Source organism: Roseomonas sp. CCTCC AB2023176 (assembly GCF_042259275.1).
Classification (GTDB): domain Bacteria; phylum Pseudomonadota; class Alphaproteobacteria; order Acetobacterales; family Acetobacteraceae; genus Roseomonas.
On record NZ_CP170086.1, the window covers coordinates 279349 to 295230 of the forward strand.

7 protein-coding genes and 1 pseudogene are annotated in these 15882 nt (G+C 70.8%); 3 read left to right on the forward strand and 5 right to left on the reverse strand.

The features are described 5' to 3' along the window. Positions 1-2: 2 nt before the first annotated feature. The 3 genes and pseudogenes from ACE7GA_RS01325 to ACE7GA_RS01335 all read left to right on the forward strand — a co-directional run. A complete protein-coding gene (locus ACE7GA_RS01325; RefSeq protein ID WP_376094536.1) occupies positions 3-1487 on the forward strand; it encodes an aldehyde dehydrogenase family protein in 1485 nt (494 codons plus the stop codon). A gap of 11 nt (positions 1488-1498) precedes the next feature. After that, positions 1499-2158, forward strand: a complete 660-nt coding sequence (locus ACE7GA_RS01330) for an NADPH-dependent F420 reductase (protein ID WP_376094539.1) — start codon at positions 1499-1501, stop codon at positions 2156-2158. A gap of 107 nt (positions 2159-2265) precedes the next feature. After that, positions 2266-2445: pseudogene (locus ACE7GA_RS01335) on the forward strand (DUF6525 family protein); the annotation flags it as partial. A gap of 128 nt (positions 2446-2573) precedes the next feature. Here the strand turns inward: ACE7GA_RS01335 and ACE7GA_RS01340 are convergent. The 5 genes from ACE7GA_RS01340 to ACE7GA_RS01360 all read right to left on the reverse strand — a co-directional run bounded on the left by ACE7GA_RS01340 (position 2574) and on the right by ACE7GA_RS01360 (position 15840). Beyond that, positions 2574-3251 carry a GAF domain-containing protein gene (locus ACE7GA_RS01340; protein ID WP_376100590.1) on the reverse strand — a complete coding sequence of 226 codons (678 nt, stop codon included), beginning with the start codon at positions 3249-3251 and terminating at the stop codon, positions 2574-2576. Next, positions 3248-4162, reverse strand: a complete 915-nt coding sequence (locus ACE7GA_RS01345) for a branched-chain amino acid ABC transporter permease (protein ID WP_376094542.1) — start codon at positions 4160-4162, stop codon at positions 3248-3250. The genes ACE7GA_RS01340 and ACE7GA_RS01345 overlap by 4 nt, the downstream gene beginning before the upstream one ends. A gap of 84 nt (positions 4163-4246) precedes the next feature. Beyond that, the gene (locus tag ACE7GA_RS01350; protein ID WP_376094545.1) at positions 4247-5047 is read right to left on the reverse strand and encodes a branched-chain amino acid ABC transporter permease; all 801 of its coding nucleotides are present in this window, start codon (positions 5045-5047) and stop codon (positions 4247-4249) included. A 13-nt stretch (positions 5048-5060) separates the two neighbouring features. Then, positions 5061-6269 (reverse strand): ABC transporter substrate-binding protein, encoded by a 1209-nt coding sequence (locus ACE7GA_RS01355; RefSeq protein ID WP_376094548.1) that lies wholly within the window; start codon positions 6267-6269, stop codon positions 5061-5063. Positions 6270-6567: 298 nt separating this feature from the next. Next, positions 6568-15840, reverse strand: coding sequence for an SdrD B-like domain-containing protein (locus ACE7GA_RS01360; RefSeq protein ID WP_376094551.1), 9273 nt, complete (start codon positions 15838-15840; stop codon positions 6568-6570). Positions 15841-15882: the final 42 nt, after the last annotated feature.

Below are 15882 nucleotides of genomic sequence, written 5' to 3' on the forward strand. Positions count from 1 at the left end.
CCATGCCCCTCGACGCCATCCCCGCCCCCGTACGCAAGCCCATCCCGAGGGGACAGCTTCTCATCAACGGCCTTTGGCGGGACGCGCGCGACGGCGCCACCATGGTGACGACCGATCCGACCACGGAGGCGGAGATCACGACCGTCGCGCGCGCCTCCGCCGCCGACGCCGAAGCCGCCATCGCCGCCGCCTACGACGCCTTCGAGACCGGGCCCTGGTCCCGCATGCGCCATGAGGACCGTGCGAAGATCCTCTTCCGCATGGCCGACCTCCTCGACGACCGCGTCGACGACTTCGCGATCCGGGAGGCGATGGACATGGGCATGCCCTACCGCGACTTCTGCGACGTCATCATGCCCCACTGTTCCGGCCTGTTTCGCTTCTTCGCAGGCCAGGCAATGGCACACATGGACGGCGCCTACCGCACCTCCTACGAGAGCAACATCCGCATCCTGACACGGCGCGAACCGCTCGGCGTCGTCGGCGCGATCACGCCCTGGAACTTCCCGCTCGCGCTCACCTGCTCGAAGATCGCGCCCGCGCTCGCGGCCGGGAACGTCGTCATCCACAAGCCCGCATCCGACACGCCGCTGACCGCCCTCGCCCTCGCCCAGGTGGCGCTCGACGCGGGCGTGCCGGAGGGCGTGTACAACCTCATCACCGGCCCCGGCGGTGTCATCGGCGATGCGTTGGTGAAGTCGCCGCGCGTGGACAAGATCGCCTTCACCGGCTCAACCTCCGTCGGCATGAACCTCATCCGCAACGGTGCGGACACGGTGAAGCACCAGACGATGGAACTCGGCGGCAAGTCCCCGAACATCATCTTCGCCGACGCGAACATGGAGGCCGCGCTGCAGGCCGCCTTCTGGGGCATCTTCTGGAACAAGGGGGAGGTCTGCGTCGCCGGCTCCCGCATCCTCATCGAGCGGAGCATCTACGACGAGTTCGTCGAACGCTTCTCCGCCCTCGCCCGGGATGCCGTGCTCGGCGACCCGCTGGACCCGAAGACGCAGCTCGGCCCCATCGCCACGAAGTCCGAATACGAGAAGATCCTCGGCTACGTGGAGGAGGGGAAGCGCACCGCCCGGCTCACGGCCGGCGGCGGCGCGCCGAAGATCGGCGGGAAGGGCCTCTTCATCGAGGCGACCGTCTTCGCCGACGCCTCTAACGACCTAAGGATCAGCCAGGAGGAGATCTTCGGCCCCGTCGTGCCCCTCATCCCCTTCGAGGACGAGGAGGACGCCATCCGCCTCGCCAACGCGACGACCTACGGGCTGGCCTCCGGCATCCAGACCTCCGACCTCGGCCGCGCCCTGCGCCTCGCGGATCGCATCAAGGCGGGCACCGTCTGGCTCAACACCTGGCACAAGTACCACCCGAACGCGCCGTTCGGCGGCTACAAGATGAGCGGCTACGGTCGGGAGCAGGGCGCGGAGGCCCTGGAGAACTACACCCAGTACAAGACCGTCTGGGCGAACCTGGGCTGAGGGCAGACGACATGAGGATCCTCGTCATCGGCGGCGCCGGCAACATCGGCGCCCTCATCGCCCGCCGGCTGGCGGCCAGGGGTCACGCGGTCGCGGTCGGCTTCGGGCGCGACGCGGCGAAGCTCGAAGCCGTCGCGAAGGAGGCGAGGGGCACCGTCGCGTCCGACCTTCCAGCCGCCGCGCGCGATGCCGAAGTCGTCGTCCTCGCGGTTCCCTGGGGTGCGGCGAAGCCCGCCCTCGACGCCTGCGGCGACCTGTTGGGGAAGGTGATCTGGGACTGCACGAATCCGCTGCTGCCCGACCTGTCCGGCCTCTCGATCGGAACGACGGATTCAGGGGGCGAGCAGGTCGCGCGCTGGGTGCCCGGCGCCCGGGTCGTCAAGGCGGTGCCGCCCTTCGCCGACCTCATGGCGGCGGCCCCGCCGGACGCGCCGCTCACGCCGGCCGGCCTGCCGCCCCCCGCCGTGTTCGTCTGCGCCGACGACGCGGCGGCCCGCGGGACGGTGCTCGCACTCGCGGCCGATCTCGGCGCGGGCGCCGTGGACGCCGGCCCCCTCGCCGTCGCCCGGTGCACGGAGCCGGTCGGCCTGCTCCTCATCAAGCTCGGCTACGCGCAGGGCCTCGGCCCGATGATCGGCGCACCCCTCCTGCGCTATGCGGAGACGCCGTGAGGACGATGTCCCACCCGCGGCTGCAAGGGCCACGCCTGGTCCGGCTGTCGAGTGGTCCGGGACCTGCGGCCGTGGCCCTGCGGGCGTGCGTCCGGTAGAGGGCGCGCATGGACAACTCCACCGCGGCAAAGCCGCGCAGCAAGCTCCGGGGCGACCCGTACCAGGCCTACGAGGAACTGCCGCGCGAGGTCCGCCTGGCCCTGCAGGAGGCTCTCGTGGACTGGTGTCCGCTGCGCGCCCGCGAATGGCACCTCCACCTGCTGCGCCGGGAGCGGCTGCGCCCCGCCCAGGCCGCGTCCTTCCTCGTCAGGACCATCCGCGGCGAGGACAGGGCGGAGCTCGCCGCCTTCGCCGGGAGGTGGCCGAAGGGCGCGGCGGCCTACCCGCACGTCGCCGCCGGGGCGACGCTGCAGCGCTACGCCGGGCCTGACGGGATCCCCCCGCCGACCTGCCCCGCCCCGCCGGCGCGGCCGGGCGGTCCAAGGGGCCCCCGAACCGCAAGCACGGCCGCCGCTCGCGACGCTGACCGCGTGGCGGCGGTGAGGCGGCCACCGGGAGCCCCCGCGCCGCCCGGCCCGGCGTCAGCCCCCGAGCCGCCTTGCCGATGCACTGCCAGTAGCCCGGGCACGGCCAGTGCGGCGAAGAGCCGCCCCGTCGCGACGTCCGCCTCCGAATAGAATCCGGCCTCGTGCAGCAGATTCAGCGTGCCCAGGCTCCGCCCATCCCATCGCACCGGCACGTTCAGCACGCTTTCGCAGCCCAGGCTCCGGATGAGCTCGTGGTCGTAGAACACATCGCGGATGTCGTCGTAGGACCGCCCGACGTAGCAATCCCCCTCGCCGAGGACGCGCGCGAACCAGGGCGTGGGCGCGATCGGCTTGCGGCCTCCGACGGGATAGGCGTCGGGCATGTTGGAGTAGAACCGCTGGCTGTGCCCCGCCTCCGGATCGGCTACCAGGATGGTGAAGAGGCGGTGCCCGATCGCCCCGCGCATCCCCGCCTCCAGCGCGGCGAAAAGCGCGCCCGGCTGGCCCGGGGCGGCGACGGCGGCGGCGACGGCCGCGAAGTGCGGCGCGGGATCGGGACGGGTCATGGCGTTTCCTTGGCCTGGGCGAGCACCCGCGTGCGCTCGGGGATCACCCCGTTCGGCCGGAAGCGCAGCAGGAGGATGAGGGACAGCGCGATCACGCCTTCCCGCAGCGCGGCCTTCTGCACCGGCGTCACGCCGGGCATGGCGCCCGCGACGAAGCGCGTGCCCTCGATCAGCAGCAGCAGCAGGATCGCGCCCACGACCGCACCACGCATGGAGCCGACCCCGCCGGCCGTCAGCGCGAGCACGACGTAGATCGTCAGCAGCGGGGCGAAGGCCTCCGGCGCGATGAAGGCGTTGTAGTGGGCATAGAGCGCGCCGGAGAGGCCGATCACCGCCGCCCCGATCGCGAAGGCGCGCACCTTGAACCAGAGCACCGGCTTGCCCGCCACCGCCGCGACGTCCTCGTCCTCCCGCACGGCGCGGAGGACGCGCCCGAAAGGCGAATGCGACAGCCGCGCCGCGACGACGAAGGCCACCGCGACCACGCCCCAGACGAGGCCGAGGAAGACGAGGTTGAAGGTGCCGGGCGGAACGGTGCCGCGCAGCGGGCCCGGGATGCCGCTGATGCCGTCGGTGCCGTTCGTCAGCCAGATCTCGTTGCTCGCGACGAGGCGGATGACCTCCGCGAAGCCGAGCGTGACGATCGCGAGGTAATCGCCCCGCAGGCGCGCGACGACCACGGCCATCGCCGCGCCCGCGAGCGCCCCGAGCGCCGCGCCCGCCGCCCAGCCGAGCGGCATCGGCCAGGCCAGGCGCGTGGTCAGCAGCGCCGAGGTGTAGGCCCCGAGCCCGAAGAACCCGACGAGCCCGAGATTCACCATCCCCGCCAGGCCCCAGATCACGTTCAGGCCGATCGCCATCAGCGCGTAGAAGCCCGCGAAGACGAGGATCGCGACGAGATAGGCCTCCATCAACCGGCCTCCGCCGTCACGCCCGAGCCCCCAGCAGCCCCTGCGGCCGGAACAGCAGCACGAGGAGGATGGCGAGGAAGGCCGTCACCGTGCGGTAGGCCGGGTCGAGCACGACGGAGGCCAGCTCCTCCCCCACGCCGACGACCATCGCCCCGAGCGCCGCGCCGGGGATCGAGCCGAGCCCCCCACGACGGCCGCCGCGAAGACGGAGAGGATGACGCGGAACCCCGTCAGCGGGTCGATCGACGTATCGAGCCCGAGGAGCATCCCGCCGAACCCCGCGAGCCCGGCCCCGCCGAACACCGCGACCCGCGCGATGCGCCCGGGATCCACCCCCTTAATGTCGGCCAGCACGGGATTGTCGGCGACCGCCCGCATCGCGCGCCCCAGCCGTGTGAAGCCGAGCACCGCGAAGAGCAGCCCTGCCGCCGTCGCGGCATAGAGCGCATTGGACACGGCCTGCGGCCCGACCCGGATGCCGTCGAACCGCCAGTCCCGGAACACCGGGAGGTCGTAGCCGCGCAGGTCGTTGCCGAAGCTGAAGCGGACGAGGTTCTCGACGAGGATCGTCAAGGCCACCGACCCGATCGCGACGGTGAGCGCGCCGGACGACCGCAGCGGCTTCAGCGCGGATTCCTCGGCCAGCAGCCCCGCCAGGCCCGCGGCGAGGAAGGCCACCGGCAGCGCGGCCGCGGCCGGCCACCCCCAGGCGACGTTCGCGACCCACCCCGCGAAGGCCCCGATCGTCGCGTAGCCGGCCACCGCGAAGTTCGGGTAGCGGAGCACGGCGAAGATCAGGTTGAAGCCGATGGCCGGAAGCATCAGCACGCTCCCCGCCATCACCCCGTTCAGCAGGACCTGCGCGAGGTCCCGCCAGTCCTCCACCGGCCGGCCGCCGTCAGCGCACCTCCAGCACCCGGAAGCGCCCGGCCTCCGCGGCTTCGTAGCGGAACTTCGTGCCGCGGATGTCGCCGCGCTCGTCGAACTCCACGGGCCCGGAGGCCCCGTCGAAGTTCACCGCGCGCCCCGCCGCGATCGCGCGCAGCCCGTCCGTCACGTTGTCCACCCGCTCGCCCTCGCCGGAGGAGACGCGGCGGATGTTGTCGCGGATCGCGGTGCCGAGCATCTCCGGGGCGACGTCCCCGGCCTGCGCCGCAGCGAGGATCGCGAGCGTCGCGTGGTCATTGGTCTGCGCGGAATACGGGTCCACCTCGACGTTCCCGAAGCGCGTCTGCAGCCGCCGGAACACGGCGCTGTCCACCTCCGGCGAGGGCTGCCACGTGATCACGCCGTTCGTCACCTCGTTGGGCAGCGTCGCGAAGGTGTTCTGGTTGACCGCGTAGGCCGGCGTGAAGCGCCGCCCCTCGAAGCCCGCGCGGAACAGCTCGCGCAGCAGGATCGTGACGTCGGGCAGGTAGCCGTTGAGGAACACGGTGTCGGGGCGGCTCCGCAGCACCGCATCCACCTCCGTCCGGAACGCCGTCTTGTCCCGCTCGTACACGATGTAGCCCGCGACGTTGCCGCCGGCGGCGCGCATCCGCTCGACCATCGTGTCCTGGCTGGACTGCGCGAAGGGGCTCTGCGCCGCCAGATGGAAGATGCGTCGCGCGCCCTGGCGGGCGAGGAAGTCCGTCCCCGTCGCGATCTGCAGCCGCGAATTCGGCTGCGTGCGGAAGATGTAGCCCTGGTGAGGCAGCAGCGTGATCGAATCCGCGCCGGAGACGGTCAGCAGCGGCACCCGGTTCTCCCAGCAGAGCGGCGCCACCGCCGTCGTCACGGCGCTGGCCCAGGTCCCCATGACCGCGGCGACGCGGTCCACGTCGATGAGCTTGCGGGCGCTGCGCACGCCGGCATCCGGGTTCGTCTGGTCGTCCTCCGCCATGAGGCGAATCGGCCGGCCCCGCACGCCGCCCGCGGCATTGGCCTCGTCCACCACGCCCTGGATGGCACGGAGCATCGCGGGGCCGTAGGGACCGCCTGCGCCCGTCAGCGGCGGCAGTGCGCCGAGGACGAGCGGCGCGCCCTGCGCCCGCGCGCGCCCCATGAGGGCAGGGGCGGCGACCGCCCCCAGCAGCGCCGCGCGGCGTCCGATCCCGATCCCCGTCATGCCCCTGATCCCCCGCCTGTCCCGTCGTGACCCGACCCTAACACGACTTCACCCCGCGAGGTGGAGCCCGGGGCGGGGCACCGGCAGGCTGCCGGGCGGCGCCTGATGCGTCCGCTCCGGCCGCAGGCCGCACACCGCGCCGCCGGGGGTGCCCGGACCGTCCGAGGATCGCCTCGTCCGGGATCGGCCGGGGCATGGCATCTAGCGCCTCCAGCCCGGCGAGAAGCCGCACGCAAAGCAGGATGCGATCGGCGCCCGGTCTCCGGCGGGCGCGCGTCCGCGCGCGCCCGCCCGGTGGTCAGAGGATGAAGTCGGAGGCGGCGAGGACGGTGATCCCCTTCACGAGGAAGGCGAAGTCGGCCGTGCCGTTGCCATCCGCATCCGCCTCGACCCTCACGTCGGCGCCGTCCGCAACGTACCGCACCTGAGACGTGCCGTTCGCGAGGAAGGCGGCCGTGCCGACGAAGGCAAAGGCCTGGTCGCCCGCGACGAGCGGCTTCGGGTCGATCGGGGAGAGATCGAGCCGGTCCTCCCCGCGCACGAAGTCCGTCACGACGTCCATCGCCCCCGGCGCGCTCTCCGCCAGCGCGGTCCAGCGGAACGTGTCGCCGTGCATCCCGCCCGTGAGCACGTCGGCCCCGAGCCCGCCGAGGAGCGTGTCCTTGCCCGCCCCGCCGAGCAGCGTGTCGCCGCCCGCGCCGCCGTCAAGCAGGTCGTTGCCCGCCCCGCCGTCGATGAGGTTGGCGCCCGCATCGCCAGACATCGTGTCGGCATAGGCGCTGCCCGTCAGGTTCTCGACCCCGATGAGCACGTCGCCGCGCGCGTCGCCTGCCGTCCCGTTTATTGGGCTGGCCGCGAGCGAGACGGCGACCCCGGCCGTGGCGCCGGCATAGGTGACCGTGTCCGTCCCGTTGCCGCCGAGGAGCCAATCCGCCCCCGACCCGCCATCCAGCGTGTCGTTGCCGTCGCGGCCCATGAGCCAGTCATTGCCGGCATTGCCGCGCATCAGGTCGCCCGCCGCCGTGCCGTAGGCCGCGTCCTCGCCCTGCGCGCCGTAGAAGAACGGCACGCCGTCCTTGAGCAGGACGAGGGTGGAGGCTTGGTCGAAGGTCGTCGGCGCCGCGAGGTCCGGGGCGAAGGTGATCCCCGGGAAGGTCCCGCCCGGCCCCGTCTGGTAGTGCATCGGCAGCAGCACCGCCGCGTTCGGGCCGAAATAGACCGCCAGCTTGCCGTTTACGATCTCCGACGCCACGACGCCGGAGTAACCGTAGACGGTGAGCGTGTCGCCCTCGGCCGGGTTGAAGTCCTCCAGCAGGTCCACGCCGTCGCCGGGGCGGTAGACGAAGCGGTCTGCGCCGGCGTTGCCCTGGATCCAGTCGCCGTACTGCACCTGGATGTGCCCGTTGACGAGCGCAGCCGTCCCCCGGTCCGCGCCGCCGACGAGGATGTCGGCGCCGACATGGCCGATGATCAGGTCGTTGCCGACGCCGCCCGAGGCGAAGTCATCGCCCTCGTTGCTCTCGACGAAATCGTCGCCGGCATCGCCGAACAGGACGTCGTCGCCGCCCTCGCCCTGGAAGTGGTCATTGCCGTTGCCGCCGGAGATGACGTCGTCCCCGTCGCCGCCCTCGCCATTGTCGTTGCCGTCGCCCATGCAGATGACGTCGTGGCCGGCGAGGCCGTGGATCAGGTCGTCGCCCGCGCCGCCCGTCAGGCTGTCGTCGCCCTCATGCCCGATGAGCACGTCGTTGCCGTCGCCGCCGAAGAGCGTGTCGTTCCCAGCGCCGCCATGCAGGTTGTCGTCGCCGCCGGCGCCGGAGACCGCGTCGTTGCCCGGGGTCGGGTTGAAGGCGTCGTTCCCCGCCGTCAGCTTCGTCGCGGGCTCCGTCACGCAGGGGCCCTGGTCGCCCAGGTTCTGCAGGCCCGCGTCGTTGTTCCGGCTGACGTCACCGGAGACGAGGATGATGCCCGTCGTCCGTCCGTTGGCCGGGTTCGCGTCGCTATCCGTCGCGTCGGGACCGACGTCCTTGAGCGTGAAGGCCGTGCCGTCCGGCCGGATGAACTGCACCGTGTAGGTCGCGGGCACCAAGCCGGCGAACTTGTAGGTGCCGTCCGCCGCCGTGGTCCCCGTCTGCACGACGAGGCCCTTCGCGTCGAGCAGGCGCACCGCCACGCCCGCCACCGCCGCCTCGTCGGCGTCGCGCTGGCCGTCGCGGTCCCAGTCCAGCCAAACCCGGCCGCAAAGGATCGCGGGAACGTAGAGGCCCGCGTCGTTGTTCTCGCTCACCCCGCCGGACAGGAGCGTGACCGGCGGCGTTCGGCCGTTGCTCGGGTCGGCGTCGCTGTCCGTCGCGTCGTTGCCCTGGTTCGCGGGGGTGAAGACCGTCCCGTCCGGACGAAGGAACTCCACGGAATAGGCACCGGGCACCAGGCCGCTGAAGGTGTACGTCCCGTCGGCCGCGGTCGTCGTCGTGCGGCCGGTCGGGGCACCGTTGCCGTCGAGCAGGCGGACGGTGACGCCGTTAACCGGGCCGTCGCCGAGCTCGCGCTGGCCGTCCGCGTCCATGTCCGTGAAGACGCGGCCGGACAGCGTAGCGGGCACGTAGATCCCCGCGTCGTTGTTCGGGCTCGTCTGCCCGGAGGTCAGCGTGACCGGCGTCGTGCGCCCCGACACCTCGTTGGCGTCGCTGTCGGTCGTGTCCGCGCCGCGGTCGGCGAGCGTGAACCGCGTCCCGTCCGGCTTCACGAACTCGACCGCATAGGACCCGGGCACCAGCCCGTCGAACGTGTAGGTGCCATCGGCGAGCGTGGTGGTGGTCCGGCCGGCCGGGTTGCCCAGGCCATCGAGCAGGCGGACCGTGATGCCGGTCACCGGGCCGTCGCCGAGCTCGCGCTGGCCGTCCGCGTCCATATCGGTGAAGACGCGGCCCGTCAGGGACACCGGCAGGTAGATGCCGGCATCCACCGCCACCTTGTTCTCGCCGGGCGCGAGCGACAGCCCGTCGGTGCGGCCATCCGCGATGCCGGCGTCGCTGTCCGTCGCGGCAGCGCCCTGGCCCTTCGGCGTGAAGACCGTCCCGTCCGGCTTGACGAACTCCACCTTGTAGGTCCCGGGGATCAGCCCGTCGAACTTGTAGGTGCCGTCGGCCGCCGTGGTCGTGGTGCGACCCGCCGGGGTGCCGTCGCCGTTCAGCAGCCGGACGGTGACGCCCGTCACCGGGCCGTCCCCCGTCTCCCGCTGGCCGTCCGCGTCCTGGTCCGTGAAGACCCGGCCGGCGATGGAGCCGAGGCGCAGCATGCCCGCATCCACGGTCAGGTCGTTCTCACCGGGGTCGAGCATGACGTCGCCCGTGCGGCCGGTCATCGGGTCGGCGTCGCTGTCCCTCGCATCGTCCCCGCCACGATCGGCGGGGGAGAAGGTGTAGCCCGCCTGCGTGACGAACTCGACCTTGTAGGTCCCGGGCCGGAGGTTCGCGAAGCCGTACGTGCCGTTGCCGCTGGTCGTGGTGGTCTGGCCGGTCGGCGTGCCGTCGGCGTTCAGCAGCCGCACGAGGACGTCCGCGAGGCCGACCTCACCCCCGTCCTGGATGCCGTTGCCGTTCAGGTCGTCGAACACCCGGTCGCCGAGGCTCGCAAGCGGCAGCGCGACGGTCTTCACTACCTCGCTGTCGGTCAGCATCGGCATCGGCGTCCCGCCCGGCGTCGAGGCCTGGAGCCGCCCGGAGTTGGCGATGTTCAGCCCGATGCCCGCGGTCGTGACCTTCGCCACGACCTCCACGATCACCTGATCGTTCGCGTTCTGCACGTTGTCGCCGGTATTGGTCAGCGCGCCGAAATCGAAGCTGACCCTCTTCGCCGTAGCATCGTAAGCGCCCGCCGAATCAGCCGAGAGCAAGGAACCGCTGACGCCGCCCGTGCTGATCACCTTCGAGGAGACGTATTGCAGCCCATTCGGAAGCACGTCGCTCAACACGAGCTTCTGCGTGCCCTCGCCGAGCGTCGCCACAAGACGGTAAGTGATGGTCTCGCCGATCGCGACCTCGTTCCCGGTCGTGGCGGCGTAGGAGGTGGAGACGATCTGCTTGTCGAAGGCATCCACGATCTTGACCGGCACCGTGGCGTCGTCCGCCACCGTGATCGTCGCGCGCCCTGACGTGCCGGCGGGCGCGGTAGAATAGGTCAGGCTCGCCGTGTTGCTCACCGGCTGGCCGTTGAACACGGTGTCCGCAAGCTTCGCCTGGTAGGTAATGGTGATGGCCCCGCTGCCCGGCGCGTAGCCCTCCGGCAGCCACACCGTAAGCCCGTTGCCCGAGACGGCGACGGAGGTCCCGGCCGGCGCGGTGACGCTGCCCGGCAGCAGCACGGCCCCGGCCGGCAGCAGGTCCGTCACCTTCGCGTCATAGGCCGGCGCGCGGCTGCTCCCCGCATGGTTGATCGTCAGCGTGTAGGTGACGAGGTCGCCCGCGTCGCCGCCCGTAAAGGGCGTTGCCTTGTCGAGCGTGAGGACCGGCCGGACGATGTCGATCGGCGCGTTCGCAGTTCCCGAGGCCTTGCCCGTGGTCCCGTCCGGCGCGGAGGTTTCGACCTTGCCGGCATTGGTCAGCACCGCGCCGTTAGTCGTCGCGGCACCGTCCACGACCCGCGCCGTGACGAGGACCGACACCCGGTCGCCCGCATTCACGAGGTTGTCAGCTTCGTTCTTCACCGTGCCGAAGTCGAAGGACACGAGCTGGCCGACGATGGAGGTCGCGCCCGAGCCGACCGAGAGCAGCCCGCCCGAGATCTTCCCGCCGATACTCTCGACCTGCGCCGAGAGGACCTGCAGCCCCACCGGCATCGTGTCCGTTATCAGCAGCTTCTGCGTGCCTTCGCCGACCGTCGCGATCAGTCGGTAGGTCACGGTCTCGCCGATCGCCAGGTCCGGCCGCACGTCATTGCCGAAGGTCGTCCCGGTGCCCGCAAGGGAGGTGTTCGTGACCACCTTCGTTAGGGTCGGGTTCAGGGCAACCGTGACGGTCTCCGTGTCCGCCGCGGAACTGCCCCGGCCACCCTCGCCGGCGCGGTTGTCGTAGTCCACGCGCGCTGTGTTGATAAGCTGCTCGCCCGGCGTCACGCTGTCCTTCAGGACCGCCTTGTAGGTGATCTTGACCGTCTGCCCGAGGTCCAGCTGCGCGATGTTGAGCGACAGGTTCTGACCGTTGAAGCTCGCCGTGCCGGACGTGGATGTCAGGCTGTTCGGAATGATCGCGAGGTTCGCCGGCACCGCGTCGCGGATCGCGAGGTCGTAGGCGTTGAGGTTGCTGTTGTTGGCGTGTCTGATGACGAGGGTGTAGGTAACCTCGGCGCCCGCGTCGCGGACGGTCCCGTTCGCGAAGGACGCGGTCTTGTCCATCAGCAGGACGGGTTCGACCAGCTCCACGTTGACGGGCGCGGATTGCAACGCCGCCGAGCCCGCGGTGACCGTTGCCGTGTTGGTCAGCACGTCGCCGTTGACGTTCGTCAGGGCGTCCACGACCTGCGCCTGGAGGCGAACGACGATCTGGTCCTTCCCGTTCTCGGCGCCGTCCGGCGCGTTGGTGACGTTGCCGAAGGAGAAGGTGATCCGGTCCAGCGTCCCGTTCGTGCTCGAATCATCGACCGTGATCGTCGGCGTCGCGAGGGAGGCGCCGCTGAGATTCGCCCCGGTCGAGACGACCTGCGCGGAGTTCGCGACGTAGACCAGACGGCCGCCCGCAACCGCCGCCGAGAGCACGTCCGGCAGCAGGTCCACGACGTTGAGGTTGGGAGAGGACCCTTCGGGGATCGTCACCCGGATCTCGTAAGTGACGACCTCCCCGATCTTGAGGTCGGTGACGCCCTCGTCCAGCCGCGAGGAGCCGGTGTCGGCATCGGAGGTCCCGACGACGCTCTTTGCAATCTTCGGCGGCGCAATGTTCAGCGTAGTGCTGGCGGTGAGCGGGATGTCCCGGTCGATCCCGTTCTGGTCGGGCAGGGTATCGCCGCCACCCTGGGCCGTGTTCGTGACCTGCTTGCCCGTGACGACCGTGTCGGAAACCTTCGCCTTGAACGTGACGGTGAGCGTGCCGCCCGCGTCGATCCGCGCCGCCCCGACCTCGACGGCCGTGTCGCCGGTGTCATTCCCGTCGAGGATCGTGACGCCGGACGTGCCGGTGCCCGAGACCTGCACCGTCCCGGCTTGGAAGACGACATCCGGCGCGAGGTTCGACAGCAGGTCCTTGATCTTCAGGTCGAAGGCGGGTGCGACGTAGGTCCCGGCCTGGTTCGTCATGGTGATGGTGTAGGTCACCAGGTCCCCGGCATCGGCCGGGTTGGCGGTGACGGACTTCGTCATGACAAGCTTCGGCTCGACGACCTCCACGTCCACGGAGGACCCTGCGGTGCTCCGCCCCCCCGACGTGGCGGCCGAAACCTCTGCCGTGTTCCGCAGCACGTCACCGCCGTTGTTGCCACCCCGGTCCGCGACGCGGGCCACCACCTCGAACACGACCAGGTCGTCGTCCGTGCGTTGGTTGTCCGCCTGGTTCGTGACGTTGCCCAGGTTGAATCGGACGGTGTCGCCGACACTGTCCGCGTTGCTGTCGGTCACCGCGCCCGCGGCCCCGATGCCCAGTGCGACGCCGGACAGGTTGGAACCGACCGAGACCAGCTTGGACGAGACGTAGTCGAGCAGGCCGGAGGAGGCCTTCGGGAGGAAATCCTCGACTCGCAGATCGGTCACCTTGCCCTCCGGCACGCGAACCGCGATCCGGTAGGTCACGGTTTCGCCGATCGCGAGATCGGTCAGGCTTTTGTTGCCGAGATTCTCGCCAGTGAAGAGCTGGTCCGTCGCGAAGACGGTCTTGCTGATCTCGAGGGGCGCGGTGACGACGGCCGACGTCGCGTTCAACTCGGAGGCCGGTGCCGCATTGGTCCGGTCCACCCCGGCTTCCTGGGCCGCGTAGTCCACGATCGTCGCCGTGTTCGGGAGGCGGAAGTTCGGGACGTCCACGGCATTCGCGAGCTGCAGGTCGTAGGAGATGACGACGATGTTCTTGCCGTTCGTCGCGGAATAGGCGGCGATGGCGCCCTGGCCCGGGGCGTCGTCCAGGCGAATGCCGCCGTTCGGGTCGAAGAAGCCGCCACCCACATTCGTGTAGGACAGCGCATTGCCGTTGCCGTCGGTGACCCGCAGGTTCAAGCCCGCTCCGTCCGGCGCCTGGAAGCCCGCCGGGATCACGTCACGCAGCAGCACGTCGAAGGCACCGTGAAGGCCGCTGCCCTTGTTCTCGACGACGACGGCGAAGGTGACCTTGTCGCCGGCGTCCACCTTGCCGAGCTCGTTGTTCAGCCGGTCGGCCTGGATGCCCGCGCTCGTCACGTTGCCCGTGAAGCGCGCGCCGGTCGTGCCCGGTGCGTTGAAGGTCGCGGGACCATCCGTCCCGGTATAGACACCGCCGATCGCATCCGTCGCGACGACGGCCTTGTGGATCTGCAGCCGCGGCTCGCCCAACACGAACTGGACGATGGCGTTGCTCTCCGACACCGCGTTGAAGGAGTTGGTCTCGGTCGAGGTGACCTGGTTCGTCAGCAGCAGCCCATCGCCGAAGGGCGCGTCCAGGACCTTGACGGTGAACAGGATGTCGATCTTGCCAGCCGCGTAGTTCGGGTCCTGCACGTCGCCGAAGTTGAAGGTCAGGGCGTTCGAGGCCGCGTCGATCGTGACCTGCGGCGCCGCGGCGCCGGAGAGCAGGTGGTAGGTATCGGCCGGGCCGAAGGTGAACTGCCCGGCGCCCGGCGTGCCCACCGTGAAGGTCATGGACGCCGCGGTGACCGCGTTGGCATCGGCGTCCCCGGCCAGCAGCACGGGCAGGGGCAGGTAGTCCTTCAGCGCGACCTTGTGCGCGCCGGTCAGCGGCATGTCGAGCGTGAGACGGTAGGTGATCTCGTCGCCGGAGGAGACGTTGACCTTCCCGTTCGCCTGAGGCATCGGCGCCGCCCCGTTCACCAGGGCGATCGCCTTCGAAACCGTGCTGACCGGCAGCGTCACGCCCGCGCCCGACTCGTCCCGGATCGGCCTGTCCGTCTCCGCGACCTGGCCGGAGAACGCCACGCCGTTGCCAATTGGGTCGCCCTGGTCCACGCGGTCGTCGCCCGGGGTCGGCCCGACCCAGCTTTCCTCCAGCACGCTGCGGAACACGACCTTCGCCGTCGCCTTGTTCGGGTCCAGCGCGGTGCCGCCGTTCAGCGCTTCGTCCAGGCCCGCGTCGCGCAGCGCCTTGCTGACGTCGAAGGTGATGGTGGTCAGGCCGGTCGAGGGGTCGCGGGCGAAGTTGTACTGCCCGACGGAGAGGACCTTCGCCAGGATCGTCTCCCCGCCCTCCTCCACGACGATCGTCGGGGTAAAGCCCGTATCGAAGCGCTGGCCGTCACCGAGCGTGTCGGTCAGCACCAGCTGGTCCACGTCGAAGTAGTTGGAAACCTGGCCGTCGAGCGTCCATTGCAGGTGTCCGCCCGCCTTGAGCGAATCCACAACCGCGACGGACTTCTGCACCGCGATGGACTTCGCGGTGATCGTGTTTTCCGCGCCGGGCGGGTTGATGTCGAAGTGGACGGGCCCGTCGCGCGTATCCACCGGCTGCCAGTCCGCCGCGAGCGAGGCGTTCATCTCAAGCGGGCGAAAGGCGCCGGTCACCGGGTCCAGCACGTTGCCGCCGGCGGCGAACGCCTCGGTGACGTAGAAGTCCACGTTCAGCGTGGGCTTGGCGCCGCCGCCCGTGTAGTCGCCGGTGAAGGTCGCGGTCACCACGCCATTCACGATGGCGATGCTGCCCGTCCCGTTCGCGATGGACGTGCCGAGGATCACCACGCCGTCCGGGATCACCTGCTGCAGGACGAGGCCGGTGACCGTCTGCCCCACCGCGATGTCGGCCTGCGCCACCCAGGTCCGCGCATAGGACGGGCCCGTCGCCGTCTCCTGCTCCGGCCCGAGATACCGCGTCTCGAGCGTGATGACCTGCGGCGTGACGTCGAGCGACGCGGTCGCGCCGCGCACCGGCGCGTCGGCGAGCGGGTTGTTCAGCGCGTCGCGCCCGTAGGCGAAGCCGCCCGTCGCCTCCAGCCTCAGGGGCGTGTCGAGGTCGGCGAGGTCCGAGACCGCCACCTGCACGACGATGTCCGTCGGCGTCTGGTCCGGGGTGAAGGAGCCGAAGGGCAGGCGCAGCACGACGAGCTGCTCGCCCGCCGCGCCCGTCACGACGATCGCATTGCCCAGGGCGTCCTTCGCGAAGGGATGCGCCGCCTTCCCGTCCGAGTCGAAGGTCAGGATCGTCTGCTCGAGCGGAATGCCGAGATAGGTGGCGCCGATGTAGGTCAGCCCGTCATCCGTCGCCGTCCCGACGCCGTCGGCGCCCAGGGTCGGGATCCGCAGGTCCACGTAGGGGTAGTAGCCGACATCCCCGCCCGGCGCCGCGTCCGGCTGGTTGTCGAACCGGAGGGTGATGTTCCGGGTCCCGCCGATCGGCGTGGCGAGGGACGAGCCAGGGAGGAAGGAGACGATGGGACGAGCGGACATCGGGCGGCCTGTGAAACGATGTCAGGGTTTTGAGACGAACGT

What these genes read in the sequence shown, in the direction of transcription:
- ACE7GA_RS01325 (WP_376094536.1), top strand. Translation starts at nt 3, where the DNA reads ATGCCCCTCGACGCCATCCCCGCCCCCGTACGCAAGCCCATCCCGAGG.
- ACE7GA_RS01330 (WP_376094539.1), top strand. Translation starts at nt 1,499, where the DNA reads ATGAGGATCCTCGTCATCGGCGGCGCCGGCAACATCGGCGCCCTCATC.
- ACE7GA_RS01340 (WP_376100590.1), bottom strand. Translation starts at nt 3,251, where the DNA reads ATGACCCGTCCCGATCCCGCGCCGCACTTCGCGGCCGTCGCCGCCGCC.
- ACE7GA_RS01345 (WP_376094542.1), bottom strand. Translation starts at nt 4,162, where the DNA reads ATGGAGGCCTATCTCGTCGCGATCCTCGTCTTCGCGGGCTTCTACGCG.
- ACE7GA_RS01355 (WP_376094548.1), bottom strand. Translation starts at nt 6,269, where the DNA reads ATGACGGGGATCGGGATCGGACGCCGCGCGGCGCTGCTGGGGGCGGTC.
- ACE7GA_RS01360 (WP_376094551.1), bottom strand. Translation starts at nt 15,840, where the DNA reads ATGTCCGCTCGTCCCATCGTCTCCTTCCTCCCTGGCTCGTCCCTCGCC.